The sequence below is a fragment of the Bradyrhizobium sp. 139 genome (genome assembly GCF_023074175.1).
Taxonomy (GTDB): domain Bacteria; phylum Pseudomonadota; class Alphaproteobacteria; order Rhizobiales; family Xanthobacteraceae; genus Bradyrhizobium.
Map to the genome: position 1 here is coordinate 1 of NZ_JADPKS010000061.1, position 26,611 is coordinate 26,611.

Sequence of the window (26,611 nt, forward strand, 5' to 3'; positions counted from 1 at the left end):
GGTGCCGGTGGCGGCGGTGGCCGCTGATCTCACCGGAATTTTGAAATGAAGATGCCGCCGGTGCAATCCGGCGGCATCATTCCTGTCGGCACTGCACGGCAGCAGTTCAGCCGCGATGCTTCTTCTTCAACTTCTTTCCGGTCGCGCCCCTCACAGACCACGGCGTGACCGGAGACGGCTCCGCGTGGCCCGGCTTGTTCTGATGCTTCTTTTTCTTTCCGAAAGCCGGAGCATCCTCGAATTTCGGCCCGCGCTCGCCGTGAGCCTTGCCGCGTGGTTTGAATTCACTCGCGTCGCGCGCACGATCACCCTGACGTTCCCGATGATCGCCGTCGCCGCCGTCGCGCCGAGGCGCCTTTGACCGCTTCTCCGAAGGCGCCTGCCCCTGCGGCGCATCCGCCATCGGCTCGAGGCGAATATTGTCTTCCTTGTCCGGACGCTTGATCTTGGCGGCGAAGGAGTCCGCGACCCGCTCGGAAATTTCGAACTCGGTGGTGGTGTCCATGATCTTGATGGCGCCGATGTCGCCCTTGTCGATGCCGCCACGACGGCAAATCATCGGCAACAGCCAGCGTGCTTCTGCATTCTTTTTTCGTCCGATGTTGGCCCGGAACCAGACGCTGCCGTCCGCCATGCCGTGTTTCGGCGACGATTTTCCTGATTTGGATCGGGGCCTTTCGGGGCGATCATCGCCGCGCGAAGTGCGGGCATCGTCGCGTGGCGCGCGGACATTGTCGCGACCGCGATCGTCGCGCGGCCGGCTGCTTCGCTCGCCGGGATCGAGAATGTCTTCGGGCGACGGCAGCCGCGCGCGATAGAGCCGCGCGAGTGCGGCTGCGATATCCTCGGCCGACCGCTCGGCGAGCAACGCCTGCGCGAGGACCAGATCGTCGGCGGTCGTCTGCTCGGTGAACAACACGTCCTTCATGCGCTCATGATCGAGCTTGCGGATTTCCTCCGCCTGCGGCGCCGTGCCCCAGACCGCGTCGATCCCGGAGAGATTGAGCAGCAGTTCCGCGCGCCGCCGTCGCGCCGGCACCACCAGCAGGACGCTTGTTCCCTTTCGTCCCGCGCGCCCGGTGCGGCCCGAGCGATGCTGCATGACCTCGGCGTCGTTGGGCAGATCGGCATGGATGACGAGGTCGAGGCTCGGCAAGTCGATACCGCGGGCGGCTACGTCGGTCGCCACGCAAACGCGAGCCCGTCCATCCCGCAATGACTGGAGCGCCAGGGTTCGCTCGTTCTGCGTCAATTCGCCCGAGAGAGCGACGACGGAGAAACCGCGTTCCAGGAGCGCCGCCTGCAAATGCCGGACGGCATCGCGCGTGCTGCAAAACACCAGGGCGCTTGGCGCCTCGAAGAAACGGAGCACGTTGACGACCGCATGCTCGACATCGCCGGGGGCGACCCGGATGGCGCGGTATTCGATGTCGGCGTGACCGCCTTCGTCGCCGGCGACCTCGATCCGAAACGCCTGCTGCTGATATTGCTTGGCCAGCGCCACGATGCCGCGCGGAAACGTCGCCGAGAACAGCAGGGTGCGGCGGGTCTCCGGCGTGGTCTTGAGGATGAATTCCATGTCCTCGCGAAAGCCGAGATTGAGCATCTCGTCGGCCTCGTCGAGGACGACGACCTTCAATTCCGAAATGTCGAGACGGTTGCGGCGCAAATGATCGCACAATCGGCCGGGCGTGCCGACGACGATGTGAGCACCCGCGGCAAGCTCGCGCTGCTCGCGGCGCGGATCCATGCCGCCGACACAGGAGACGACGCGTCCGTCCGCGTGCTGATAAATCCAGGCCAGCTCGCGATGGACCTGCAAGGCGAGCTCGCGGGTCGGCGCCACGATCAAGGCGAGCGGAGCGCCCGCCCGCTCGAACCGCTCGGCGTTACCGAGCAGCTCTTTGGCCATGGCCAGACCATAGGCCAGCGTCTTGCCGGAACCGGTTTGGGCTGAAACCAGGAGGTCGCGGTCGGCCGCTTCCTCAGCGAGCACGGCGAGCTGAACGGGGGTTGGACGGTCGTAGTTCCGCTCGGCCAAAGCTCGGGCGAGCGGCGGACTAATGGTCGGGAATGACACGAGATGAAAAACCTTGGTTGGTCCAGGCGCGGAACGTTGAGCCGCGCGACCTGAAGCTTTCGTGCGCGGCACATGGTCCGGCTGCACGGGTGGTGATTTGATTTGGACGCTCTTTACGCCAAGCGCGGACAAATCACCATGCCTATGACGCATGGCTTCGGCGACATCGAGAATAAGCCTTACCGGCCGCCGGACCCACTACATCAAGCGTTTTGGGGTCGATTTGCTGCATATAGCGAGATTTCGCGCCAAAGCGGTGGATTTTCACGATTGTGGTGGGGAGTGCGCTCGGCCGAAGCTACCGGAGCGCCACCCTTCATATGTCTGCAAACACCTCCAGGAGATTGCCGTCCGGATCGCGGAAGAACAGCGTGCGGTGACCAAACGACTGGTCCGTCGGCGGCGACAGCAGCGCCACGCCCTGCCGCACCAGTTCATCGGCACATTGATCGACCTCGGCCGCGGACACCTTGAAGGCCAGTTGCAGCGAGGCGCTGCCCGCCGGCGTCGGCGCATCGGCGGCGGTCCGGCTCGGTCTCGCCAGCGCCAGCGTATTGCCGCCCAAGCCGTATTCGATCCAATTCGGCGAGAGCTCGCGCAGCAGCGGAAAGGCGAGAACGTCCTCGTAGAAGCGGCGCATTGCGGCCATGTCGCGCACGAAGATGACAGTGTAGTCGATCGCGCGAATGGCGCTGAAGGGCGAGCGGCCGCGCTTGTCTCGTTGGCCTGTTTGTTCGTCCATCATCGTGTCCTTCATTCCAAATCATCGCAGGACGTAGCCCGCATGAGCGCAGCGAAATGCGGGAAGGCCCCGTCAACAACGGGCCCGGATATCGCTGCGCTCATCCGGGCCACGAGTCTTCATTCCACCAGTTCCGGCCACGGCACGATGGTCGATTTCACCGTCTTCATCGCCATGGCGTCCCTGACCGCTTGCGCGACGCCCGCTTCCGTGAACGGATAGATCGTCTGCATCTGCAGCCACGGATATTTGTCACGCGTGCGGTAGAGCATGTCGACGCCGAGCGGCAGATCGTTGCCGGTAAAACCCCAGGAGCCGAGCACGTTGAGGTCCTTGGTGCAGATGCGGTGCCAGGAGGTCTCGATCGAGCCGGCATCGGTGAACTGACCCATCTCGACATAGGTGCCGCCGTCGCGCAGCATCTCGATGCCTTCTGGCCCTGCGGTCGGATGTCCCGAGCAATCCATCACCAGATCGGCGCCGAACTGGCCGACGATCTCACGCACGCGCGCGATGCGATCTTGCGGCGACGTCAGCTCCTCGATGTTCACCGTCGCTTCTGCGCCGAATTCGCGGGCGAGCTTGAGACGCGGCTCTTCCGGCGCGCCGACGCAGATCACGCGCCCTGCTCCCATCTCCTGCGCGGCGGCGACCGCCAGAATACCGATCGGGCCCGAGCCCTGGATCACGACGGTGTCGCCCCAGCTGAAACCGCCGGCACGGCTGGCGCGGTTGAAGGCGCGGATGCAGGACGTCAGCGGCTCGGACAGCGCGCCCAGCCGCAGCGACATGTCGTCGGGCAGCTTGTAGATCTTGGTGCCCGGCAGCATATCGAAATCGACATAAACATATTCGGCCCAGCCGCCCCACATGTGAGGCGCCTTGTCGAAGCCGAGATAGCGGCCGTAATAGACTGGCGTCAGGCACTTGTTCGCGGTCTGCGGATAATGGACGCAGTAATAGCAGGGGCCGCAGGGCATCAGCGGCGGGATCATCACCTTCGAGCCGACCTTGAGCGGCTTGCCCATGAAGTCTTCGGTGAATTCGTCGCCGCATTCGACGATGACGCCACCGAGTTCATGGCCGAGCGTGAACGGCCACGGCAAAGGCTTCGGCCAGTGGCCTTTGAGAATGTGCAGGTCGGTGCCGCAGACGCCGCAAGCTCCGACCTTGATCAGCGCACCCTTCCTGCCGACCTTCGGCCACGGCACCGTGCGGATGACCGGCTCCGAGCCCGGCCCTGCGTGGGTGCAGACGCGGATCTGTTCCATGGCTGTTTCCTCGATGCCCGTCTGTTATGATTGTGGTGCGGGCTAAAGGAAGCGTATGTGAGATGCGCGTTGATGCCAAGCCGCGGTCTTGTAGCCTGTATGAGCGAAGCATATGCGGGAAGACGATCGACGCGGATGTCGCTGCGCTTATCCGGGGCTACGGGTTAGCGCTCACGATCCATCCTTCGAGGCACGCAAGGGCGCGCACCTCAGCGACAACCGCTTCGCGGTTGCGCGGGGATGACGGTGGAGTGTGTGGCAGCGATGCATGGCTGATCTCCAGGCACACCCAAGTGTCTTGAGCGACGGATCGCGACCGTGTAGGGACGGCCAAATCCCACCCAGGTGACTACTTGAACCCCCTCCCCCAAAATCCCGTCGTCGCGTCCGGCTCGTTCGCGGCGATGAAGTCCGTGCCCTACCGTCTCCAGTTCCTGGCTTACGTGCTGGCGATGATGGCTGACAACATCGAGCATGTGATCAGCTACTGGGTGGTGTTCCAGAAATTCCATTCGCCGGCGCTGGCGGGCTTTGCGGTGCTGTCGCACTGGCTGCCGTTCCTGCTGTTCTCGGTCGCGGTCGGCGGGCTCGCCGACCGCATCGATCCGCGCCGCATCATCCAGTGCGGCATGCTGCTGTTCATCGTCGCCTCGGCCGGTTGGGGCTTCTTCTTCATCACCGATACGATCCAGATGTGGCACGCGATGTTGCTGCTCGTGATGCATGGCTGCGCCGGCGTGCTGTGGCAGACGCCGAATCAACTCCTGCTGTACGACCTCGTCGGCCCTGCCGACCTGCCAAGCGCGGTGCGGCTGAACGCGATGGCGCGCTATCTCGGCATCCTGGTTGGCCCCGCCGTCGGCGGAATCATCATGCTGACGCTCGGCACCTCGCACGGCATCATCTTCAACACGCTGTTCTATCTGCCGATGCTGCTGTGGCTGTTCTGGGCGCCGGTGCACGACAAGAGCGTCGCGGTGCGGCGCTTCGCCGTGCGCGGCCTGGCCGACATCATGCTGACCATCCGCGCCATCGGCACCCAGCCGGTGCTGACCGCAATGACGTGGCTCGCCGGCCTCACCTCCTTCATGATCGGCAACGCCTATCACGCGCAGATGCCCGGGTTTGCCGGCGATCTCGGCCACGGCGATCCCGGCGTGTCCTACAGTGTGCTGCTCGCGGCCGATGCGGCCGGCGCGCTGCTCGCCGGCATCGCGCTGGAATCCTTGGGACGATTGAAGGGCACGCCGCGCACCGCGATCACGCTCGCGATGCTCTGGAGTGTGGCGCTGCTCGGCTTCGCCTCGGTGCGGATCTATCCGGTTGCGATCGTGCTGTTGTTTTTTGCCGGCTTCTTCGAGCTGTCCTTCAACACCATGGCGCAAGCGCTGGTGCAATTAAATGCGCCGTCCGACATCCGCGGCCGGGTCGTCGGCCTCTACAACATGGCCGGGCTCGGGATGCGGGCTTTCAGCGGCATCACCGTCGGCCTGTTCGGCGCGGCGATCGGCATTCACTGGTCGCTCGGGCTGGCGGGTACGGTGCTGCTGGCGCTGCTGTGTCTTCTCTATGGGCGCGTGACGAGGAAGACAGCCGGTTGACTCCGGCCTCTCCCCACCGCACCCTCGACATGGGCTTGAGGAGATGAGGCGTTGCGCAATCGCTGGGGCATTCTTGCGATCCTGTTCGTCGTGCGCCTCACCATCGCGTTTCAGTTCCAGAGCGTGGCGGCGGTCGCACCGCTGCTGCAACAGACCTTTGGCGTCGGCCTCGCCGATATCGGCATCCTGATCGGGCTCTACTTCACGCCGGGTGTCGTGCTGGCGCTGCCGGGCGGCGCGATCGGCCGGACTCTTGGCGACAAGCCGACGACGGTCGCGGCGCTGTTGCTGATGACGGCCGGCAGCCTCGTCATGGCAACCACCGAGATCTGGGGCTGGCAGATGGCGGGCCGGCTCGTCTCCGGCGCCGGCGGCGTGCTGCTGACGGTGCAGCTCACCAAGATGGGCACCGACTGGTTCGCCGGGAAGGAGATCGCCACCGCCATGGCGATCTTCGTCAACTCCTGGCCGGCCGGCGTTGCGATCTCGCTGCTGGTGCTGCCGGCGATCGGCACAGCTTATGGCGCAAGCGCGGTGTTCCTGACGGCGGGCGCACTCACTGCAATCGGTATGGTGCTGATCACACTCTATCAGCCGCCGCCGGGAGCGACGGCCAGCACAGCCGGCTCAGGCCGGCTCGATCCCCTCGCGCTGCTGGCAGTGATCGTCGCGGGCACGATCTGGGGACTCTACAATGTCGGCTTCGCCATGATCTTCTCGTTCGGCCCGTCGCTGCTCGCCGAACGCGGCTGGAGCATTGCGGCGGCAGGCTCGGCGATCAGCCTCGTGATGTGGCTGTCGGTGATCTCGGTGCCATCAGGCGGCTATCTCGCCGATCGCTTCAAGCGCCCGCTCGTGCTCGCGATCGCGGCCAGCCTCGTGGTGGCCGGGCTGCTGGCGTGGCTGCCGCGATCGGACGCGGTGATCACGATCCTCGTCCTGATCGGCCTCATCGGCGGCCTTCCGGCCGGGCCCATCATGAGCCTTGCGGCCCGTGTGCTCACGCCGGAGACAAGAGCCATCGGCATGGGCGTGTTCTACACTCTTTTCTATGCCGCGATGATGCTGGGCCCGGCGGTGGCCGGCTGGCTCGCCAAATCGGCCGGGACTGCGGCGGTTGCACTCGACCTCGGCGCGCTGGCGGTGCTGGCCTGCCCGCCGCTGATGTGGCTTTTCGAGCGCGTTGTGTCTGTCCGTAACCGTCGCGCGAAATCATAACGCAGCATTAACCCTGTGCACCTTAGGGTCGTCCCGGACTCCGCCCGGGCGGGGGGTCGGGTAGTGAAAATGGCGTTGGCGAACAAAAAATTTCTTCCGGCCGCCGAGGAACGTCGGCGTTTCCAGCGGGTGAAGGTTCACCTGCTCGGCCGCTACATGCTGCCGGACCGCCGTGAATTCCCCTGCCAGGTGATCAACATGTCGCCGGGCGGATTGGCGCTTTTGGCGCCCGGCATCGGCAATGTCGGCGACCGCGTGGTCGCCTATCTCGACCATATCGGCCGCGTCGAGGGCAAGATTACCCGCATCATCGACAATGGCTTCGCCATGACGGTCGGAGCGACGCCCCGCAAGCGCGACAAGCTCGCCGCTCAGCTCACCTGGCTCGCCAACCGCGATATCCTCAATCTTCCGGAGGACCGCCGCCACGACCGTATCGTGCCGCGCAACCCGATCGCGGTGCTGACACTCGAGGACGGCACCAAGATGACCTGCCGCATCATCGATCTGTCGCTGTCCGGCGCGGCCATCGCCGCGGAGAACCGCCCGCCGCTGAAATCGACGGTTCTGCTCGGACGGGTCCAGGGCCGCGTGGTCCGAAACCTCGAAGACGGCTTCGCGCTGGAGTTCGTCCACGCGCAACTGATCGAGACACTCGAAGAGAGCGTTACCGCGCGGTAAAGCGCGACGGCGCCAAAACCACTGTGTTTCCAGCCTGAAGGCGGCCTCCGCGATGCGGACGCCGCCTTTTTTCGTGCGTCGTGACGGGCCTCGTGCAGTTAACGCAAGTCCTGTCGGCGCGCCGAAACAGCAATTCCGCCAGCGTTTCGGCGTTAATCGATAAAATTTGAGTCAATTGGAGTCATATCGGATTTTATTCGAATTCGATTCAAGTATAGATCGAATTCGCCGCGTCTTTTACTTGCATTCGTCTCGACTTGACTTGACTGACTTAGCGGCAACTCAAAAGCTCCGTGCGAAATGTGGTCCCAACAAGAAACGGGGGCCGCAATGTTTGACTTCAGGGCACAGGGGAAAGGGTTGGCGCTTGCCGCCATGCTCTTTGGAATCAGCGCGGCAGCGCAGGCCGGCGAAAGCCGTCTGCTCTACGCGAGCCTCGGCGACACCACGCGTGCGCCGATTGGTTGGGTCGAGTTCTGTGCGGATAATGCCGCCCAGTGCCAGGGCGCGCCGACGCAAGCGCGCGACATCGTGATGTCGCAGGCCGCATGGCGCGACCTCGTCAAGGTCAATCGCTGGGTCAACGAGACCGTCAAGCCTTTGACCGACCAGGAGCACTGGGGCGTGATCGAGAAGTGGTCGCTGCCATCGGATGGTTACGGCGACTGTGAAGACTACGTGCTGTTGAAGCGCAAGATGCTGATCGATGCCGGATGGCCGCGCGAGGCCCTGCTCATCACCGTCGTGCGGGACAAGAAGGGCGAAGGGCACGCGGTGCTGACAGTCAAGACCGACAGGGGCGAGTTCGTTCTCGACAATCAGAACGAGAACGTCGTTGCCTGGACGGAGACCGGCTACCGCTTCGTCAAGCGCCAGTCACAGAGCGATCCCAACGTCTGGGTCTCGCTCGGCGACACCAGGCCGGCGATCGCCACCGCCAGCGCCAAGAACTAGCAGTCAGGAAAACGAGTTACGCGACCCGGTCACATCCCCACCCCTCCCCGTCCCAGACCGGTTCGCGCGCGCCCAGCCATCCCCCAATGGCTGGGCGCAACTTTTTTGGGGTCTCGAAAGCGATCAGTCCTGCTGTGTCTGCCGCGACCAGGGTACGCGCGCGGCGGTGAAATCGCGCCACACGCCTTGCAGAGCGGGCTCGACGCCGACCGATGCACGCGCCTGCCAACCAGCGATCGCCGCCGCGGCGATCGCGCTGTCGGGCTCGGCACCGAGCCCGTCGAGCAATGATGCGGTCACCGCCATATCGTTGAAGGCCCCGAGTTCCTCCTGCAAACGGGCGAGCCTGCGGGAGAATTTTTTCGCGGACTTGCGATCTGCGAACAACGGCAGCAGGAACTCGCTGAGATAGCGCAGCCGCTTGGTCGCGAGCCGCACCTGGTGCAGTTCCTCGGCGGAAAGCGACTTGAAGCGGCGGCCGCGCTTGAGCACCTTGGCGTACTGCTCCGACAAGATGCGCTGCGCGAAGTTGACGGCAGGTTCGGCGAGTTGGCCGAGATCCTCAGCGGCAACGTCGTTGCGCCAGCCTCGCGTCTCGATCCAGTTTCCGAGGCCGATCAGGAACACGGCGCAGCGGCGATCAGCGAGCGCATGATGCGCCTTGCGATAGGCGTCCGACCAGCGCTCGGCCGCAGCCCGGCCCAGCGCATCGAAGCCGGCGACCGACGGACAGGCCTTTGCGATCGTCGGCAAGGTCTCGCGCTGGAACACATCCCAGTCGCGCGCAGCGGACAGGTCTTGCGCCAGCCATCTTGCTTCGGACCGCAGCGCATCGAGATTGCTGAGCGCGCCGACCGATCTCATCAGGTCGAGCGCCGATCGCAGCCGACGTAGCGAGACGCGAAGCTGATGCACGCCTTCCGGATTGCGCCCGTCCTCGGCGGCCGGCAGCGACTGAAGCAGGTGGAGGAAGCAGGCCCGCAGGATCGCCGCAAAGACCTCGTCGAGCGTGACCGACGGATCGAGGCGAAGTTTTCGCGGGCGGCGTGCCGAGGGCGGCTTGCCGGCGGCAAGATCAAAGCCGCGCCCCGACTTGGTACGGATGGACGGCTTCACCGCCCCGTGCTCGGCAAGCCGCAGCGCGACCTCGTAGATCGTGCTGGCGCTGCCGCTCTTCAATTCAAGCTCGATCTCGCTCACCGGCATCGAGCGATCGCCAGCAACCAACTCGCCCTGATCGAAGGCGATTTCGACCGTGCCGGACGGCAAGTCGATCATCCGCGCACAACGATGGACGTCGGCGGTGAAGACGGCTTCGAGCGGCTGCGCCGCGAGCTGGCTACGAAGCTTCTCCGGAATGAAAGGCATCGCCAGACCGAGATCGGGCGCAAGCGACGACACGCTCGCCTCCCACTCGCCACGGCGCAGCGGATCGTCCGCGGCGTCCGTCTTCACGGTCTGCACGAAGCACGCGCCACTCCGGCGGACGCGCAGGCTCAGGCCGTTGCGCCCAAGCAGGCGCTCTTGCGTATCGTAATAGATGGACTTGAGATGCTTGCGCGTGCCCTTGTTCCGCGCGTTCGCCGCGATGACAGGCGCGGCGTTAAAATGCGCCATGCGATCGGCATCGACGAGAAGCTTGAGCTCGATTTCACCGGCGGAACGCGCGGCAGCGTTCGACTGAGTTGGCTCCGGTGTGGGCGAGGCATCTTGTGATGACGTCTGATCAATCACGGCGCCCTCGACGATCGCAGCTTCCGCGCCGGGCTCGGCCGGTTCACGCTGCCCGAGGAAGCCGGCGACGTATTGCGTTCTCTTGTCGTCCTTCGGGACAGAATTCCCATCCGGCGCGCTCGGGTTTTGCGGGCCGGCATGGCGTCTGACTTTAGCATTTACGGTGACATGACAGTTCAATGACACAGCGTCACGCTATAGCCGGTGCCGCCCGCGAAGAACAGTCACGTTACGCCGCGGCGCGCAATCATCCACGAGGAACCGAGCGGAAAAATCCGGCAGAGCTTGTCGCAACCCGGCTTGCCGTTACGAATTAAATTGCAGCCGAGCAAAGCAAGCGATCGAATTCGTAGCGAATCTTGCCGTTCTCGAAACCGAGACGAAGGCGCCAGCAGAAAAATTCCTTCTGATTTTGGAGACGCCTGGAAGTCTCGCCTCAGAAGCGATCGAATTTCGCAGGATCACGCCCGCACATGTGCGCGTCAGTGCGCGAGCGCGTTCTTGTAGATCCTGCCGTCCTTCATGATCACCACAAAATTCTTCGCGGGATTTTCGATCAGCTTGATGTCGTCGAGCGGATTGCCGTCGACCAGCAGGAGATCGGCCAGCGCGCCTTCCGCCACCACACCGAGCTTGCCGGGATAGGGATTTCGGGGACCGGACAGGCCGAGCAATTCGGCATTGGTCGACGTCGCCATGGCCAGCGCTTCGGCCGCCGTATACCAGCGCGTCAGCGCGGCTAGCATCGCGCCCTGCTTGTCCGCCAACGCCTTCGAGAACAGGACGTCGGTGCCGAACGCGGTCTTGATGCCGTACTTCTTCGCCAGCGCGTAGACGCGATCAGTGCCGGCCACCACCTGCCGCATCTTGTCCTGTTCCGCTGGTCCCAGCGCAGCGGCGCCGGAGATATCCAGGAATGGCTGTGTACTGAGCCAGATCCCCTTCTCCGCGATCAGCTTCGCGCTCGCCTCGTCCATGAGATGGCCGTGCTCGATGCATCTCACGCCGGCTGCGATCGAGCGCTGGATCGCGACCGGCGTATAAGCGTGCGTGGCGACATAGGTGCCCCAACTATCGGCGGCTTCGACGGCGGCGCGCAGCTCGGGCTCGGTGAAGGTGGAGACGTCGAGCGGGCTGAAGGGTGATGCAACGCCGCCGCCCGCCGTGAGCTTGACTTGCGAGGCGCCCTGCATGAGCTGCTCGCGCGCGCGCACGCGAACTTCGTCCGGACTGTCGGCGACCATGCTGCCACCGATCCGCTCCATGCGGCTGAGCATGCCGCCGATCGTTCGCGGCAGATCGGACAGCTGGCGGAAATCGCCATGACCGCTGGTGATGGTGATCATGGCGCCGGAGGGATAGATGCGCGGACCGGCAACGAGATCCTCGTCGATGGCCTGCTTGAGGCCGAAGCTCGGTCCGCCCATGTCGCGCACGGTGGTGAAGCCGCGCATCAGCGTCGCCGTCGCCTCGCTGGCGGCAAGCAGATTGTTGTAGCCGATATCGCCTGCGAGAACGGCCATCGGCGTTGGACGTACCAGCATGGCGTGCCAATGCGCGTCGATCAGCCCCGGCATCAGGACGCGGCCGCCGCCGTCGACCACCTGGCCCGCGGCCGAAATATCCGCGGTCGAGATCTTCTCGATCTTCCTGTCCCTGACGAGGACATTGGACGCGGCCGAGAGCGTCCCGTTCTTTCCGTCGAAGATTTTGACGTTGCGGAACAGGACGGCAGAGTCCTGCTGGGCCGGCGCGGGCGACGCGCTGCAAAGAAGCATTGCAAGCAGCACCGCGCGTCCGGCCCGCGCTTTCAATTCCAACATATTCAGTCCCCGCGACGTTATGCAGTTGCAGCCGCGGGCCGCCACGCAAAGGTCAGCCAGCCGATGCCGTGCGACAACAGATCGATCCCAAGCAGCATTCCCAGCACCCAAAGCCCGGTCATCGGAAAGCCCGTGAGGATGACGAGCCCTGCGAGCACGCCGAACAGGCCGGACGCCAGCATGATCACACCGCCCTGCTGCCAGCGGCCGATGCCGATCAGCATGCGCACCACGCCGGAGACGAGAAGGGCGACGCCGAGCACATAGGTCAGCAGGAGCGCGCCGGTCAGCGGTTGGCTGACCAGAACGATGCCGAAGGCAATGTAGAGGATGCCGAGCACCACCTGCCAGACGAAGCCGCCCCATCCCTTGGTCCAGAACGCGTGGAAGATTTCGAAGGCGCCGGTCGCGATCGCCATCCAGCCGATGAACAGCGCGCTGACCACCGTGAAGAACGCGATGTCGCCCAGCACCATCAGTCCCGCGAACACCATGAAGAGACCCAGCAGCACGCAAACCCAGCGGGGCGGTTGCGGCAGGCCAGTCGCGCCCATCGGCGCACTATGGTCGTAAGTCGTCATGTCATCCTCCCTCGGTTAACGCCAACGCCAGCCGCAATGGCGGCGGCCACGATGCCACCAACAGTCCCAGCGCCGGCGTCGCCGATGCCACGACGGCGGCCGATGCGGTGGCCGGTGCGGCGGCCGATGAGGTGGGCGATGGACCGGAGCCGGCCGCCGACGCGCATCTTGCGCATAGGTGAGGCCGGCGGGTTCGCGCCTGGTCGGCACCGGGTGATCGATTGGCGACACGTCCGCCAAGGCAACGGCGTCCTGCGGCCACAGGCTCACGCCGGCACCTGCGAGGACCACGCCTCCAAACAATGTGCGCAGCGCGTCGCGGCGATCCATCTCACTCATGAGGCTCTCCTTCCCAAGGTCCCTGCCTGCTTTCTTCACTCACGTTTTTTGCCGCGGCCTCATCGCTGGGGATCTCACCCGGCAGATAATTCGGCAGTCGTCCCGCCGGGATGATCGCGATCAGCGCAAGACCGGCCATGATGAGAAGTCCGATCTTGAGTGCGCGCAGCCGCGCCTCGGTGTTTACGCGCACGGCCTCTGCGACCTGCTCCGGTGACCCGTTCGTGCGTTCCAGCGCGCTCCGCAGACGCTCATTGCTGACGAAGGTGATATTGTCGAGATCGACCTGGGCCTGAAGCTCCGGCGTCAGTACGGGGCTCGCCGTGATCTTGCCGAGCGCGATGGTGCTGAGCAGCCCGACCAGAAGCGCACCTGCGACTGCGGTTCCGACTGCGGCGGCGAGATTTTGCGTCGTGCCACGCAGGGAGCCAACGTCGCCGGCGAGCGTCTTCGGCGAAGCCGTGACCAGGACGTTGAACAGCAGCGTCACCAGCGAGCCCTGGCCGATGCCGAACAGGACGAGCCCGAACAGGACGGGAACCTCGCTCCAGTCGTTGCGCACGACGAAAGCGAGCCAGACCAGTGCGACGGTGCAGAGCGCAAAGCCATAGCGGCCGATCTGGCGCGGCGTCAGCCGCTCGTAGACATTCACGATCAGCATCGCCGAGAAGAAGACCGTGAGGTTGAACGGCATCATCGCGATTGCGGTCGCCAGCGGCGAGCGCCCCTGCACGATCTGGATGTAGAGCGGCACGGTGAAGTTCAGCGCGGCTTCCAGCGCGACCACCGCGAACAGCGCGAACACCGCGCAACGTTCCTGCGGCGAATCGATCACCTCCAGCGGCAGCAGCGGGGTCTTGCCCGCGGCCTGCCGCCGGTGCGTCCACAGCAGGAAGGTCTGCCCAAGCACGATGCCGAGCACAATCATGACCGGCGCGGGCGAAGCGCCAAGCAGATCGAACGGTGCATTCGGTGTCGCCGCTGCAAGGCCCCAGCCATTCAGATTGTTGAAGCCGAAGCTGATGAGGATGATCGCGCTCGCGGCGAGCGCGACGCCGACGAGGTCGATCTGCACGTCAGGACGCCCGCGGTCGGGCTTGAGGCGGAAGCTCATCAGAAGGACGATGGCGGAGGCCGCGATCAAAATGCCGAACGCCGGCCGCCAGCCGATATAGGTACCAAGCACGCCACCGACGACGAAGGCGAGGACGCCGGCGGCTGCGCGCGCCGAGCCGAGCGCGCCCAGCGCGGTCGCCTGCTGGCGGCCGGCATAATTCTCGGCAATTAGCGCCACAAGTGAAGGCACGATCACCGAACCTGCTGCGCCGCACAGCGCCTGCGCCGAAATCATCACCGCGGCCGACGGGCTGAACGTCATCATGAGCTGCGAGACGAAGAACAGCACGACCGCGCAACGGAACACCTGTAAAGCGCCGAACCGCTGGGCGAGCTTGGCGCCGAGCATTACAAAACCCGCGACCAGCATCGAGTAAGCGACAATTCCAGTCGCTACGGTGGTCGGCGCGACGCCAAAGCTCGCAACCATTCCGCCCATCGCCACGGGCAGCGATGCCACGTTGAACGACATGATCATCTGACCGAGCGCGATCGCGATCATGGGAACCCAAGATGCCCGCTCCTCCTGGTGAATACCACCGATCGACATTGTCTGCGTGGCCATGACGTCCTCCGGCTTGGTCGGCGTTGCGAGCGGCCAGGCTATGAGCCCGCCGATCCCTTCCAGCATCGGTTCACTCTTCCGGCTGCGACACGAACAGATCCATGCCGAGCCGCTGCGACAGGAATTTTGCGGCGAGTTGTCCCCGCACGCTGTTGCCGGCTGCATCGAGCGGCGGCGAGAAGGTGCCGAACCCGCCCTTGCCAGGCGACACCGCGACAATGCCGCCACCGATGCCGCTCTTGCCGGGCAGCCCGATGTCGTAGAGCCAGTCGCCCGAGGTCTCGTAGAGCCCGGCGGTGATCATGACGGCCAGCGCGTAGTGGCAGACCGAGGCATCGACCACGCGCTGTTTGGTGACCGGATTGACGCCGCCGTCGGCCAGCGTCGCGCCCATCACGGCGAGGTCGCGGGCGCTGACGTTGAGCGAGCACTGCCGCGTGTAGAGATCAGTCGCTTCCTTTGCGTCGCAATAGATGCGGTCGTAGCTCTCCAGCAACCGCGCGATGCTGCGGTTGCGGAAATTGGTCTGCGACGCCGACGCGTAGACCTCTTCGTTCAGCGGCAGCTTGCGACCGGCAAAGCGCGACAGCCCGTCATGGATGAACGTCCAGCGGGCCTCGGCTGTGGCACCCGGCGCAAGGCTGGTCGTCGCAATCGCGCCGGCATTCACCATCGGATTGGTGCGGCCGCTGCCCTGCTCGATCGCGGCGAGCGAGTTGAACGAAAGCCCGGTCGCGTTCGCTCCGAGCCTGGCGCGTGCCTCCTCCGGCCCGATGATCTCGCAGACCAGCGCGAACAGGAATGGCTTTGACACGCTCATGATGGAGAATTCGTAGTCGACCTCGCCGGCGCCGTAGACCTGCCCGCTGGTTCCGACAACACAGACCCCGAACAGCTCACTCGGCACCCGCGCGAGCGCGGGATAGACCTGCGAGTTCGTTCCGTCGCGATTTGTTTGAAACCGTCGCTGCACCTCATTCACCAGCGACTGCACAGTCTCCGGACAGGGCAGATGGCCGGTCGAAACATACGCCGGCTCCCGCTCCTCGACGACCGAACGCAACGCCATTGCAACACTCCACAGAAGGGATCTGGCTCATGCCAATCCGCTCCAGAACTCACCCCGCGCGACGGTAGTTTGATGCCTCCAGCCGGGCGGAGTCAATTTGCAACCACAGGGCGATTCTGCAATTCAGCCATCCGAATCCGAGGAAGATGCATTGCGGCAAATTACAATCGGGAATAATAGGCAAACGCGTAAGGGAAGCTGTCTCACTTGCATCGAACTCAAATCAAATGCAGGTGCCACGAAGAGTCTACGATCAACGCCAGATTGCAACCGGCGCGTTCGAGAGTACGATCGCACCCGGTCTGTTCGACAGGGGGAGATCGGCAACAGGGGCGGCGAACGCAGGCCAGGCATCAAGTGACGAGGCGTAACATGGTGGCACAAACGAGTGACGGACATATCCTGCTGGTCAAGAAGCTCGGCGGGCTCTTCGCAATCATCGTCGGATGTCTGCTGACTGCCGTCGGCGTGACCTTTGAGTCCGGCGGCACGACTTTCGTCGGCGTTCTCTTCCTGATAATTGGCGCGATCCTGCTCGTGCTGAAGATCATGAGGCGCAACGAAGGGTCTTCGCTGCCTTAGCCAAACGATGCGCTTCGTTAGGCGCCCAGCACGTCCGCGAGCCGCAGTTCGTCCGCGGCGGGGTCCTTCAGGGACAGCTCGGCCTCGATCTCGTCCAGATGCGACAGCATCTGCGCGCGCGCGGCCTCTCTGTCGCGCTTGCGGATCGCGGCGACGATGCCGGCGTGGTGGTCGGTGCCGCAGGCTGGCGTGCCATGGCGGCGGTACAGCAGGATGATGAGCGAGGAGCGCGCGATCAGCTCCTTGAGGAAGCCGAGATAGATGCTGTGGCCACTCATCTCGGCGACGAGCTTGTGAAATTCGCCGGAGAGCCGGACCGAGGCGCGCGCGTCGCCGCGCAGCTCCGCCCCGCGCTCCTCGGCGAGATGCTCGCCGAGACGGCCGAGCCACGCCGGCGACACGGCATCGATGGCGTGATCGATGATGGTTGGCTCGATCAGGCGGCGCGCCTCGAACACTTCGCGGGCATCCGCAGGCGTCGGCCGCGCGACGAAGGCGCCGCGGTTCTTCTCGATGTTGACGATGCCTTCATGCGCGAGCTGCTGAAGCGCGGTGCGGACCAGCGTTCGGCTCGCGCCGTAGATCTCGCCGATCTCGTCCTCGCCGAGTTTCGTGCCGGGCAGCAGGCGATGCTCGAGGATCGCGGCGGTCACCCCCTCCCTGATACGGCTGACGCGATCGCTCGCGTCTGGCGCGTCGGATTTCGGGCGGGTCTTGGCGGCCATGGGTTTGAGGGCTCGATCGGCGACGTTCGGCGCCCCGAATGTTAGTCGACGAGCTGTATCCAATCACAGGCGAAACTTTATACAATCCGCGCCTGTTTTGTGTGCAGGCAACCACGAATGCTGCGAGCGGCCCGACGGCGCCGGACTCGATCTAACGATCTGACTCCGCTGCACTGTTTTGGAATTTGGCCAGCCGGGCACGATTGGCATGGACCTTGCGGGGAGAGGCGCAGCATCGCCCTCGCCCCGGACACGCCATGGCCACTCCCGCCGCTCTCGAACTGGTCGCCGTCAGCAAGCGCTACGACACGACACTGGCCGTCGATAACGTCAACCTGAAGATCCCGGCCGGCACCTATTGCTGCCTGCTCGGCCCCTCCGGCTGCGGCAAGACCTCGACCTTGCGCATGATCGCGGGCCATGAGGCGGTCAGCGAGGGCGACATCATCCTCGGCCCGCAGAACGTCACCGATCTCGAACCGGCCAAGCGCGGCACGGCGATGATGTTCCAGTCCTACGCGCTGTTTCCGCACCTGACGGTGCTCGACAACGTCGCATTTGCCCTCAAAATGCGCGGCGTTGACCGGACGACGCGGCACAAGCGCGCCGGCGAATTGCTCGAACTGGTGGCGATGACGCCCTATGCGGGCAGGCTTCCGGCGCAGCTCTCCGGCGGCCAGCAGCAACGCGTCGCACTGGCCCGCGCGCTGATCACCGAGCCGCAGATCCTGCTGCTCGACGAGCCGCTCTCCGCGCTCGATCCGTTCTTGCGGGTCAGGATGCGCGGCGAGCTGAAGCGGCTGCAGCGCGAGCTCGGCATCAGTTTCATCCAGGTCACCCACGGCCAGGAAGAGGCAATGGCGCTTGCCGACCACATCGTGGTGATGAACCAGGGCAAGATCGAGCAGCAGGGCTCGGCCCGCGACATCTTCCATCACCCCAGCACCGAATTCGTGGCGCGCTTCATCGGCGGCCACAACGTCCTCGCCGACGCCGGCAAACTCATCGCCGTGCGCGCCGATCAGCTCGGCATCACGCCGTTCGTTGAGGGTGCGTTCGGCGCACCGGCGCTGCTGACCCAGACCGAGTACCAGGGCTCCTATGTCGCCGTCTCGCTTACGCTCGACGACGGCACTGCCTTGTTCGCCCACGTTCCCGAGACCGTGTTCGACGCCCGCCCCTTGCGTCCGGGCGATCGCGTGCTGGTCACCTGGGATCCCGCCAAGGCGCAACGCCTGCAATAGCGGCCATCGATCAAAAATGCGCAACAGAGGAGTGACTGGTATGACCGAGACGACCAAAAAGACCGGCGTCAGCCGCCGCACGCTATTGAAGAGCACCGCTGGTCTCGCCGGCCTTGCCGCCGGCTCCGGCGCAATCACCGGCTTCCCCTACGTGATGTCGGCCGAGCCGAAGGTGCTGCGCTATCTCGGCACCGCCGTGAACGAGGGCGACGACATCTCCAAGCAGTGCCTGAAGGACACCGGCATCAAGATCGAATACATCACCGCGACCACCGACGACGTCACCAAGCGCGTGATGACCCAGCCGAACTCCTTCGACGTGCTGGACACCGAATATTTTTCGCTGAAGAAGCTGGTTCCGTCCGGCAACATCCTTGCCCTCGACGCCAGGAAGATCAAGGAATTCGACAACATCACGCCGGTCTTCACCAAGGGCCAGACGCCCGGCGGCAAGAAGATCGGCGGCCAGGGCACCGCGCCCTGGAAGGTGCTGTATCTCGAAGGCAAGGACTCCAAGAAGTTCGCGACGTCGGCGACCGAATTCGTCACGCTGATCCCGACCGTCTACAATGCCGACACGCTCGGCATCCGTCCCGACCTGATCAAGCGCCCGATCGGCTCGTGGTCCGAGCTGCTCAATCCCGAATTCAAGGGCAAGGCCTCGATCCTCAACATCCCCTCGATCGGCATCATGGATGCCGCGATGGTCGTGGAAGCCTCCGGCAAGTACAAATATGCCGACAAGGGCAACATGACCAAGGAAGAGATCGATCTCACCATGAAGGTGATGACCGAGGCCAAGAAGGCCGGCCAGTTTCGCGCCTTCTGGAAGGATTTCAACGAGAGCGTCAACCTGATGGCCTCGGGCGAAACGGTGATCCAGTCGATGTGGTCGCCCGCGGTGACGAAAGTGCGCTCAATGGGAATTGCCTGCACCTTCCAGCCGCTCAAGGAAGGCTATCGCTCCTGGGCCTCGGGCTTCTGCGTCTCCAAGGGTGTGTCGGGTGCCAAGCTCGAATGGGCTTATGAGTTCGTCAACTGGTTCCTGTCCGGCTATGCCGGTGCCTATCTCAACCGCCAGGGCTACTACTCCGCTGTGCTCTCCACCGCGAAGGCGCACATGGAGCCCTACGAGTGGGCCTACTGGATGGAAGGCAAGGCGGCCGAGAAGGACATCAAGGCGCCCGACGGCTCGCTGCTGGAAAAGGCCGGCGCGGTGCGTGACGGCGGCTCCTACGAGGACCGCATGGGCGGCGTCGCCTGCTGGAACGCGGTGATGGACGAGAACGACTACATGGTCCGCAAATGGAACGAGTTCATCGCGGCTTGATTTGATGGACACGTCAGAGGACATCCTGCAACAGGCATCCCCGGGCTTGATCCCGGGGTCGGACGCGGCGCGCGCCGCGAAAGTGACGCGCCTGTCGCCCTCCTTCATCTCCTGGCTTCAGGCCGGGCCGATGATGCTGGTGTTTCTCGCCTTCTTCCTGATCCCGCTGGTGTTCGTCGTCATCGTCTCCTTCTGGGACTACAACGAATATCAGTTGCTGCCGGCCTTCTCCGGCCGCGGTTACACCGACACGTTCGAAGGCTGCATCGCGCAGCTCCCCGACCTCTGCACGATCGGCAAGACCTACCTGATGACGCTGAAGCTGTGCTTCCTGGTCTGGGCCATCACGCTGTTCCTAGGCTTCTGGGTCGCCTACTTCCTCGCCTTCCACGTCAAGTCCAAGACCTGGCAGATGGGACTGTCGCTGCTCTGCACGATCCCGTTCTGGACCTCCAACGTGATCCGCATGATCGCCTGGATCCCGCTGCTCGGGCGCAATGGCCTCGTCAATTCCGGCCTCGTCAAGACCGGCCTGATCAACCAGCCGTTGGAATGGCTGCTGTTCTCCGAATTCTCCGTGGTGCTGGCGCTGGTGCACCTCTTCACCTTCTTCATGGTGGTGCCGATCTTCAATTCGATGGTGCGCATCGACAAGTCGCTGATCGAGGCGGCCTATGACGCCGGCGCCACCGGTTTCCAGACGCTGGTCAATGTTATCATTCCGCTCGCCAAGCCGGGCATCGTGATCGGCTCGATCTTCGTCATCACCATCGTGATGGGCGATTTCATCACCATCGGCGTGATGGGCGGCCAGCAGATCGCCGCCGCCGGCAAGATCATCGAGACGCGGGTGAACGCGCTGCAATTCCCCGCGGCAGCCGCGAACGCCGTGATCCTGCTCGCGATCACCTTCCTGATCATCACCATGATGTCGCGCATCGTCGACATCAGGAAGGAGTTGTAAGCGATGACGGAGGGACGTCCGCGCAGCTTCTATGCTCTGGCGATCTTCTTCGCGGCCTATGTGCTGTTTCTCTACGGTCCGATGATCGCGATCTACGTGTTGTCGTTTCAGGGGCCGCAGGGCGGCCTCACCTTCCCGATGAATGGCGTCTCGACCTTCTGGCTCCAAAAGTTATTCCAGGGCACCGGCATCGTCGATCTCGGCGCGGCCTTCCGCCGCTCGCTGCTGCTCGGCCTCATCGTGATGGCCGTGACCGTCGTGCTGTCGGTCGCCGCCGGCATGGCCTTCCGCCGAAAATTCAAGGCGCAAAGCATTCTATTCTACTCGGCGATCGCGAGCCTCATCGTTCCCTCGATCATCACCTCGCTCGGCATCTCGCTTGAATTCCGCATCATCGACGATTTGATCAAGGCGCATTGGAACGAGAATTTTGAGACCTCGATGGGCCTGCTCACCTCCGGCCTCGGCGCGCATCTGACCTGGACGCTGCCATTCGGCCTCCTGATCATGTTCGCGATCTTCAACCGCTTTGATCCCAGGCTCGAGGAAGCCGCGCGCGATCTCGGTGCGACGCCCTGGCAGGCCTTTCGTCATGTCGTGCTGCCGATCATTCTGCCGTCGGTCATCGGCATCGGCCTGTTCGGCTTCACGCTGTCCTGGGACGAACTCGCCCGCTCCAGCCAGGCAATCGGATCGGTGAACACCCTGCCGCTTGATCTGCAAGGTCTCACAACGACCGTGACGAACCCTGACATCTATGCGCTCGGTACCGTGATTTCGGCGGTGTCGTTCGCCGTGATCACCCTTGCGCTCGGCACCATCCACATGCTCAACAAGCGGCAGGCGGCCAAGGGCTCGGACGCCGGCAAGGGGCTTGTCTGATCTGATGCGACTTCACGTCGTCAATCCCAACACCACGGCGTCAATGACGGCGAAGATCGCCGCCGCGGCGCGCGCGACCGCCCTGCCCGATACAGTGATCGACGCGCGCCAGCCCACGATGGGCCCGGGCTCGATCGAGGGTTTTTACGACGAGGCCTTTGCGGTGCCCGGCATGCTTGGCTGCATCCGGGAGGCTGATCGCGACGGCGCGGACGCCCATGTCATCGCCTGCTTCGACGACACCGGCCTCGACGCCGCGCGTGCTGCTGCCAAAGCGCCGGTGATCGGCATCGGGGAAGCCGGCTTCCACATGGCGAGCCTGATCGCGGCGCGCTTTGCCGTGGTGACGGCGCTCGGTGTCTCCATCGTGCCGATCGAACATAACTTGCGGAAATACGGCCTCGCCGAGCGCTGCGCCCGCGTCCGCGCCGCCGACGTCCCGGTGCTCGCGCTCGAGGAGCGCAACGCCGTGGCGCTCAGCAAAATCTCCGCGGAAATCACGGCCGCGATCGGTAACGACCGGGCGGAAGCCATCGTGCTCGGCTGCGCCGGCATGGCCGACCTCGCCGCCGAGCTCGCCGCCACACACGGCCTGCCCGTGATCGACGGCGTCGCCGCGGCGGTGACGCTGGCCGAATCACTGGTGCGGCTGGGGCTGAAGACGTCTCGGCTTGGGCCCTATGCGGCGCCGCGCTCGAAGACCTATTCCGGGCCGTTTTCGGCTTTCCAACCGGAAGCTTGATCGAGCAACCACTTCGGGCAGGCGGCCGTCATCGACAGTCATCTCAAGCGAAGACTGCCGATGACCAACATCGACCCTATTCGGTTTGCTCGACCGCAGCTGGCATTTTGGCGACCGACATCAAGGAGCGAGCGACCTGGTTGAGCAACTGATCGGCATTTTCCTCTTCCGCCAGCGACTTCGACAGCAGGCTGACGATGGCGCTATGACGTAGCTGTTGAGCGAGGTTGCGCGCGGTGCTGTAGCCGGCAATCTCGTAATGTTCGACCCTCTGCGCCGCGCCGATCAATGCGAGGTCAGCGGCAGCGTCTTCCTTGTCCTCGCCTTCGGCCATGATTTCCTGGCCTTCCTCGACCAGACCCATCATCCCCTTGCACGGCTTGGCCCGGGCGGATTTTCCGAGCAGCTCGAAGCATTCATTGATGCGCTCGATCTGGGTCTCGGTTTCGCCAAGGTGCTGTTCGAACAGCTCGCGCAATTGGTCAAAGCGGGCCGCTTGCGCCATTTTCGGAAGCGCCTTGGTCAATTGTTTCTCGGCGTGCAGGATGTCACGAAGCTCGTCGAGCAGCAGATCGCCGAGGCCTGCCTCGTCGGCCGGTGGCGAGCTTTCGGTCACGATGGCCATTGCAGGACCGGGTTCTCCGGCCTGAATAGCGGGCGATTCCGTGAAGACCCAATCGCCGCCCTCGTTCCAGGGCCCGCGGGTGTCGATCTCGCCGTGATCGCCGGCACCGGTGGAGTCGTTGAAGAACTGATCGACGAGACCAGGCGTCGGCGCGACACGGCCGATGCTGAAGGGCGGTTTCCCCATGCTCTCGAGCGCCAGCGCAAAAGCCTTCATATGGGTGATTTCGCGGGTCATCAGAAATTGCAGCGCATCCTTGGTGCCGGCGTCATCGCAGAAATTGATCAGCCGCTCGTAGACGATCTTGGCGCGCGCTTCCGCCGCGATGTTGCTGCGCAGGTCGACATCCAGCTCGCCGGTGATCTTCAGATAGTCCGCAGTCCAGGCGTTGCCCTGGGAATTGAACAGATTGACGCCGCCGCCGCCGGCGATTGCGATCAGCGGATCGGCCTCGGCCGCCTGCCGGTCGAATTTCGAAGGCTTGAGGTGCATTCGCGCCAAGGTGCCGACGACTTCCAGATGACTGAGCTCTTCGGTGCCGATGTCCATCAGAAGGTCCTTGCGATCCGGATCTTCGCAATTGAGACCCTGAATCGAATATTGCATGGCGGCTGCCAGTTCGCCGTTGGCGCCGCCGAACTGCTCGAGCAGCATATTGCCGAACCGCGGATCCGGCTCGTCGACGCGAACGGTGAACATCAGCTTCTTGACGTGATGATACATGGAAGTGCCTCGGGCTGAAGGAAGGTGACTTCCGAACGAGCCCGCATTGCGCTTGTTCCTATTGCTGCGGAATTGCCGTGGCCTTGAGCTACCCAAGGCACCGACGCGCTGCTGCCGACGCGTCGCAAATTGCGGGACCCTGCAGGAACAACTGACCCGCAGCAAGCTTGGCGTGTGCGACGAAGGACCTGTCAGAAGGCGTGCGCGAGACCGCACGCAAGCACGCAACGTACGACAGAGTCTCAAAGAAGGTCGGCCGTCAGGTCAGGCGCTCGCCATCCTGCGCGACGTGGCTCGCGAGGTCCTGCCTCCGTCGCTCCTCGTGGCCTTGATGCTCGCCTCCCTGCTGGCTCGCCGCTCGCTTGACGGCGACAGCTCGGTCCGTCGTCCCTCGATGCCGCTGCTCCTGTTGATCCGGCGTGGACGACGATTCCTGGGTGGCTAATCCCGAACAAAGAGAGCCTTCGGGCTTGGGACAATTATGCTTTTTGGCTTACGGCCTCTTTTTGGTCCCATTCCTTGCCGAAACGTAACACTTTCGGGACGCCCCGGCCGCCCTTCGGTAGCCGGTCTTCGCCACTTACCAAGTTTCAATTTGGGTTTGTCAGCGATGATCGATCTCGCACAGGACACCCGGTCCAATCCCTTCCAGCGCCTTGGCGCCCAGCCCATCGCGCTGACCGCCGTTGCCCTTCTCCTGCTGATCGCCGGCGTGACCTCGATCGCGATCTGGCGCGCCTATACCGGCGCAGCTCCTGAGACCGGCCGGGTCGTGGCATCGCGGCAGCTCCAGGCCCGCACCGCCCAGGCGTCCGAGCAACTCGTCGAGAAGACCAAGGGGCTGGAGGCGACCCAGCAGGAATCGATCGACCAACTCCAGGTCGTGCAGGACCAGCTCCAGACGATGAAACGGCTGATGGCGGCGCAGCAGGCCGACACCAAGCGCCTGTCCGAGCAGGTCACGATGCTGAACGAGTCCATCGACAGCTTGCGGCAGTCCTTCGCCAGCGCCCGGGCCACGGAGGCCGAAACACCCTCGGTTACCCACAGGAAACCGGCGCAGCGTCGCGTCCACGCCAGCACCCGCAAGCGCTCGCGCGGTTAGCCGGTCACGACCTGCGAATTTATATTTTTCCACATGTGAACTGGATCACATTCGCGCGTATGATTCCGCGCGATGGTCTTCGTTACCGGATGGCGTGAGCCGATTTCAATGTCCGGGGCTGGCAAGGTCGTTGACGGTATACTGCGTCAACGGCCTTGTTTTTTTGTCAGGTCCGTTTTTTTGGCAGCTTTGGCTTGGCGTCGAGGACCCTATTCGCAGACATCCACGCGGCGGGTACGCCAGCCCGACGGCGTCATGATCCGCTTCCGCACGACGTAGCAGCCGCCATAACCATCGTTGTAGCCGGTACCATAATAGTAGGGATCGCCATAATAGGGATAGCCATGGCCGTAATAGCCGCCGTAGTAGCCGGCGCCGGCGAGACCCGCCCCGAGCGCGACGCCGGGCCAGAACCCGCCGCCACCCCAATGGCCGCCGTGGCCCCAGCCGCCACCGTGCCAGCCACCACCGTGAAAGCCACCACCATGTCCGAAGCCGCCCCTCGCCTGGGCCGCCTGCGGTGCCGACAGCCCGACCGCCGCGATGGCCAGCGCCGCCATGATCATCTTGCGTAACATCACTCGGTCCTCCGCGTGGAGACGCTCCACGCTTCAAAGCAGGACCAAGCTAACGTCATCCGAGCCTTCCTGACAGCCTCACTGTCTCACTTCCGCGCGAGCGTCAGCAGCCGCGGCAGATGCTCTTCAACTTTCGCTCAAGCTGCCGGTTCTCGGCATTTACGGTGGCATCGGCGGCAGCCCCGCTGCCTCCAGCGCCGGTGGTGACCCCAGGCGCCGCATTCGCGCCCGACGATTGCGCCGTGCCCAGGCTGTTGGTGCCGGGCGGCGGAGCCGGAGAATTGGCGACACCCCCGGTCGATCCGCTGGAGCCGGTTGCGCCGCCAGTCGCTTGCGCGAACGATACCGTCGGCATCGCCGCGAGACCGAGGATCACGATCAAGGTCTTCGTTGAAATGGTTACAGGCGATGTGGCCATTGGAATGCTCCTTTGGTTGTCAACGGTCCTCGCCAAGACCCGTTCCGGAACAAATCCCGTCACATCAGCTTGAAACGGAGGGACAGCACGATCATGCCCCATCGATCTCAGGGACGCCTTGCGCAAGAGCGCCAGGCTCGGCGGTGAAGCAGACAAGCCGGCTGCGCGTTCCAAAGCCAGAAAGGCAAAATCACGATGACCGATCGCGATCCTTTTGCAGAGGGCGAACGCGCCGCGCGCGAAAACATCCCGGCCGAAGCCAATCCTTACTCGGACGGCAGCGATGAGCATGCGCTGTGGTCGGCGGGGCACGAGAAGGTCGCGGGCGCAGTCGAAGCACGCGAATCCGAGGGAAGCTGACGGGCCGCGGGAGCGGACTGCTATGCGGCGGCCACCATCTTCTCGGTCCGATCCTCCACCATGGTAACGACCATGTGGGACTCCTCGCCGGCGCCACCTATCTGGACATGGCGGGCGGAGATCACGCGGCGCCCGCGCGAGAGATTGCCGATGATATCGACGATCGGGTCGAGCTGCTGCCGCTGCGCCAGAAGCTGCTGGTCGCGCCGCTCGATCAACTCTGCCGCTTCCGGGGAGAACAATTCCCGCGTCTTGCCGATGATCTCGCCACGCGACATGCCGATCATCTTCTCGGCCGCCTTGTTGACGAAGACGTAGCGCCGGTTGCGCGCGCCTTGGCGATGATGCCCTCAGTCACGTTCTCGATGATGATGGTGAGGAAGCGCTCCATCGGTTCGAGAATGCGCTGACGCTGACGCTGTTCGATGAGATCCCCCTGGACCGACACCCAGCCGCCGCCGTCCATCGGACGCTCGTAGATCCTGATGATGCGGCCGTCGTTCAAGGCAATCTCGTAGGCCGCCGGCTCGCGCTTGGCGGCGCTAGCGGAGGATTAAAG

26 protein-coding genes are annotated in these 26,611 nt (G+C 64.1%); 12 read left to right on the top strand and 14 right to left on the bottom strand.

The features are described 5' to 3' along the window. Nucleotides 1–106: 106 nt before the first annotated feature. From IVA80_RS14930 to IVA80_RS14940, 3 genes are all read right to left on the bottom strand, one after another. Nucleotides 107–2,080, bottom strand: a complete 1,974-nt coding sequence (locus IVA80_RS14930) for a DEAD/DEAH box helicase (RefSeq protein WP_247431059.1) — start codon at nt 2,078–2,080, stop codon at nt 107–109. Nucleotides 2,081–2,396: 316 nt separating this feature from the next. Then, the gene (locus IVA80_RS14935) at nt 2,397–2,825 is read right to left on the bottom strand and encodes a VOC family protein (protein WP_247431158.1); all 429 of its coding nucleotides are present in this window, start codon (nt 2,823–2,825) and stop codon (nt 2,397–2,399) included. 116 nt (nt 2,826–2,941) lie between these two features. Then, entirely contained in the window at nt 2,942–4,093 is a 1,152-nt protein-coding gene (locus IVA80_RS14940) for a zinc-binding dehydrogenase (protein WP_247431061.1), read from the bottom strand. Between the two features lie 353 nt (nt 4,094–4,446). Here IVA80_RS14940 and IVA80_RS14945 point away from each other — a divergent pair, with 353 nt between their 5' ends. The 4 genes from IVA80_RS14945 (at nt 4,447) to IVA80_RS14960 (ending at nt 8,547) form a co-directional block, all read left to right on the top strand. Beyond that, on the top strand, nt 4,447–5,694 hold the full coding sequence (locus tag IVA80_RS14945; RefSeq protein ID WP_256467396.1) for an MFS transporter: 1,248 nt from the start codon (nt 4,447–4,449) through the stop codon (nt 5,692–5,694). Nucleotides 5,695–5,745: 51 nt separating this feature from the next. Further along, complete coding sequence (locus IVA80_RS14950; RefSeq protein WP_247431064.1) at nt 5,746–6,912, top strand: MFS transporter; 1,167 nt, start codon at nt 5,746–5,748, stop codon at nt 6,910–6,912. A gap of 69 nt (nt 6,913–6,981) precedes the next feature. Continuing rightward, nucleotides 6,982–7,593 carry a PilZ domain-containing protein gene (locus IVA80_RS14955; protein ID WP_247431067.1) on the top strand — a complete coding sequence of 204 codons (612 nt, stop codon included), beginning with the start codon at nt 6,982–6,984 and terminating at the stop codon, nt 7,591–7,593. 330 nt (nt 7,594–7,923) lie between these two features. Beyond that, a complete protein-coding gene (locus IVA80_RS14960; RefSeq protein ID WP_247431070.1) occupies nt 7,924–8,547 on the top strand; it encodes a transglutaminase-like cysteine peptidase in 624 nt (207 codons plus the stop codon). 123 nt (nt 8,548–8,670) lie between these two features. Here the strand turns inward: IVA80_RS14960 and IVA80_RS14965 are convergent, their stop codons facing one another. The 5 genes from IVA80_RS14965 to glsA all read right to left on the bottom strand — a co-directional run bounded on the left by IVA80_RS14965 (nt 8,671) and on the right by glsA (nt 15,774). Then, nucleotides 8,671–10,281: a CYTH and CHAD domain-containing protein gene (locus IVA80_RS14965; RefSeq protein WP_247431072.1), complete on the bottom strand. Its 1,611-nt coding sequence runs from the start codon at nt 10,279–10,281 to the stop codon at nt 8,671–8,673. A 482-nt stretch (nt 10,282–10,763) separates the two neighbouring features. After that, a complete protein-coding gene (locus IVA80_RS14970) occupies nt 10,764–12,059 on the bottom strand; it encodes an amidohydrolase family protein (RefSeq protein ID WP_247431164.1) in 1,296 nt (431 codons plus the stop codon). A 62-nt stretch (nt 12,060–12,121) separates the two neighbouring features. Further along, a complete protein-coding gene (locus IVA80_RS14975; protein ID WP_247431075.1) occupies nt 12,122–12,685 on the bottom strand; it encodes an HdeD family acid-resistance protein in 564 nt (187 codons plus the stop codon). A gap of 331 nt (nt 12,686–13,016) precedes the next feature. Beyond that, entirely contained in the window at nt 13,017–14,771 is a 1,755-nt protein-coding gene (locus IVA80_RS14980; RefSeq protein ID WP_247431078.1) for an MFS transporter, read from the bottom strand. A 4-nt stretch (nt 14,772–14,775) separates the two neighbouring features. Next, a complete protein-coding gene (gene glsA / locus IVA80_RS14985; RefSeq protein WP_247431081.1) occupies nt 14,776–15,774 on the bottom strand; it encodes a glutaminase A in 999 nt (332 codons plus the stop codon). A 372-nt stretch (nt 15,775–16,146) separates the two neighbouring features. Here glsA and IVA80_RS14990 point away from each other — a divergent pair, with 372 nt between their 5' ends. Then, a complete protein-coding gene (locus IVA80_RS14990; RefSeq protein ID WP_247431084.1) occupies nt 16,147–16,356 on the top strand; it encodes a hypothetical protein in 210 nt (69 codons plus the stop codon). 17 nt (nt 16,357–16,373) lie between these two features. Here the strand turns inward: IVA80_RS14990 and IVA80_RS14995 are convergent, their stop codons facing one another. After that, nucleotides 16,374–17,081: a GntR family transcriptional regulator gene (locus tag IVA80_RS14995; RefSeq protein ID WP_247431086.1), complete on the bottom strand. Its 708-nt coding sequence runs from the start codon at nt 17,079–17,081 to the stop codon at nt 16,374–16,376. Nucleotides 17,082–17,338: 257 nt separating this feature from the next. Here IVA80_RS14995 and IVA80_RS15000 point away from each other — a divergent pair, with 257 nt between their 5' ends. Genes IVA80_RS15000 through IVA80_RS15020 form a run of 5 tightly spaced genes read left to right on the top strand, consistent with a single transcriptional unit; the run spans nt 17,339 to nt 22,243 of the window. After that, nucleotides 17,339–18,325 carry an ABC transporter ATP-binding protein gene (locus tag IVA80_RS15000; RefSeq protein ID WP_247431089.1) on the top strand — a complete coding sequence of 329 codons (987 nt, stop codon included), beginning with the start codon at nt 17,339–17,341 and terminating at the stop codon, nt 18,323–18,325. A gap of 40 nt (nt 18,326–18,365) precedes the next feature. Continuing rightward, on the top strand, nt 18,366–19,655 hold the full coding sequence (locus IVA80_RS15005) for a PotD/PotF family extracellular solute-binding protein (protein ID WP_247431092.1): 1,290 nt from the start codon (nt 18,366–18,368) through the stop codon (nt 19,653–19,655). 4 nt (nt 19,656–19,659) lie between these two features. Next, on the top strand, nt 19,660–20,619 hold the full coding sequence (locus tag IVA80_RS15010; protein ID WP_247431095.1) for an ABC transporter permease: 960 nt from the start codon (nt 19,660–19,662) through the stop codon (nt 20,617–20,619). Between the two features lie 3 nt (nt 20,620–20,622). Next, nucleotides 20,623–21,501 (top strand): ABC transporter permease, encoded by an 879-nt coding sequence (locus IVA80_RS15015; RefSeq protein ID WP_247431098.1) that lies wholly within the window; start codon nt 20,623–20,625, stop codon nt 21,499–21,501. A 4-nt stretch (nt 21,502–21,505) separates the two neighbouring features. Further along, nucleotides 21,506–22,243, top strand: coding sequence for an aspartate/glutamate racemase family protein (locus IVA80_RS15020; protein ID WP_247431167.1), 738 nt, complete (start codon nt 21,506–21,508; stop codon nt 22,241–22,243). A gap of 76 nt (nt 22,244–22,319) precedes the next feature. Here the strand turns inward: IVA80_RS15020 and IVA80_RS15025 are convergent, their stop codons facing one another. Next, nucleotides 22,320–23,591 (bottom strand): DUF892 family protein, encoded by a 1,272-nt coding sequence (locus tag IVA80_RS15025; RefSeq protein ID WP_247431100.1) that lies wholly within the window; start codon nt 23,589–23,591, stop codon nt 22,320–22,322. Between the two features lie 610 nt (nt 23,592–24,201). On the opposite strand from IVA80_RS15025, the gene IVA80_RS15030 reads away from it, so the two are divergent. Then, the gene (locus IVA80_RS15030; protein ID WP_247431103.1) at nt 24,202–24,696 is read left to right on the top strand and encodes a hypothetical protein; all 495 of its coding nucleotides are present in this window, start codon (nt 24,202–24,204) and stop codon (nt 24,694–24,696) included. A 209-nt stretch (nt 24,697–24,905) separates the two neighbouring features. Here the strand turns inward: IVA80_RS15030 and IVA80_RS15035 are convergent, their stop codons facing one another. Together IVA80_RS15035 and IVA80_RS15040 are read right to left on the bottom strand one after the other, a co-directional pair. Then, nucleotides 24,906–25,274, bottom strand: a complete 369-nt coding sequence (locus IVA80_RS15035; RefSeq protein ID WP_247431170.1) for a hypothetical protein — start codon at nt 25,272–25,274, stop codon at nt 24,906–24,908. Nucleotides 25,275–25,377: 103 nt separating this feature from the next. Then, nucleotides 25,378–25,692, bottom strand: coding sequence for a hypothetical protein (locus IVA80_RS15040; RefSeq protein ID WP_247431106.1), 315 nt, complete (start codon nt 25,690–25,692; stop codon nt 25,378–25,380). Between the two features lie 195 nt (nt 25,693–25,887). Here IVA80_RS15040 and IVA80_RS15045 point away from each other — a divergent pair, with 195 nt between their 5' ends. Then, nucleotides 25,888–26,052 carry a hypothetical protein gene (locus tag IVA80_RS15045; RefSeq protein WP_247431110.1) on the top strand — a complete coding sequence of 55 codons (165 nt, stop codon included), beginning with the start codon at nt 25,888–25,890 and terminating at the stop codon, nt 26,050–26,052. A gap of 20 nt (nt 26,053–26,072) precedes the next feature. Here the strand turns inward: IVA80_RS15045 and IVA80_RS15050 are convergent, their stop codons facing one another. Both IVA80_RS15050 and IVA80_RS15055 read right to left on the bottom strand, forming a co-directional pair. Continuing rightward, nucleotides 26,073–26,339 (bottom strand): hypothetical protein, encoded by a 267-nt coding sequence (locus IVA80_RS15050; protein WP_247431113.1) that lies wholly within the window; start codon nt 26,337–26,339, stop codon nt 26,073–26,075. After that, a complete protein-coding gene (locus tag IVA80_RS15055) occupies nt 26,336–26,557 on the bottom strand; it encodes a hypothetical protein (protein WP_247431116.1) in 222 nt (73 codons plus the stop codon). Before IVA80_RS15055 ends, IVA80_RS15050 begins: the two co-directional genes overlap by 4 nt. Nucleotides 26,558–26,611 lie beyond the last annotated feature (54 nt).